The organism is Methylobacterium variabile (genome assembly GCF_001043975.1).
Lineage (GTDB): Bacteria > Pseudomonadota > Alphaproteobacteria > Rhizobiales > Beijerinckiaceae > Methylobacterium > Methylobacterium variabile.
Genome location: NZ_LABY01000526.1, coordinates 1 through 566, shown reverse-complemented (window position 1 = coordinate 566; position 566 = coordinate 1). Strand labels below are relative to the sequence as shown.

The following is a 566-nucleotide window of genomic DNA, read 5'->3' as shown; positions in this document are numbered from 1 at the left end:
CCTCGAAGGCGCCGGCGCGCGGCGTGCGCACGATCTCGTGGTAGGCGAAGACCTGCCGCATCCGGGCATGCGTCGGGATCTCCTGGCGCCCGACCGCCGAGTTCGCCCCGTCCGCCCCGATGACGAGGCGGGCGCGCACCCGCGCCTCCGTGCCGTCGGCGCCGCGATAATGCACGGTGACCGGCCCGTCGCCGTCGCGGGTGAGGCGCAGGTAGGTGCCGGTCACCCGCTCGGCGCCGGCCAGCGCGGCGCGGTTGCGCAGCCACTCGTCGAAGGGGCCGCGGTCGACCATGCCGACGAAGCCGTCGCCGACCGGCATGTCCACCGCCCGCTCCCGCGGCGAGACCATCCGGGCCGAGCGGATCTTCGCGACCAGGAGCTCGTCGGGAATCGCGAAGTCGCGGATCAGCCGCGGCGGGATGGCGCCGCCGCAGGGCTTGATGCGGCCGGCCCTGTCGAGGAGGAGCACGCGGCGGCCGAGCCGCGCGAGATCGGTCGCCGCCGTCGCCCCGGGCCTGTCTCTTATACACACTTGAAGCTGCCGACGAAATAGGAGGGGAGACTGA

At 74.0% G+C, this 566-nt stretch carries 1 protein-coding gene; it reads right to left on the bottom strand.

Annotated features, from left to right (window positions below; all coding sequences use genetic code 11):
* On the bottom strand, nt 1-532 hold a 532-nt coding region (locus tag VQ02_RS34325), incomplete at its 3' end, for an FAD-dependent monooxygenase (protein ID WP_048448761.1).
* Nucleotides 533-566 lie beyond the last annotated feature (34 nt).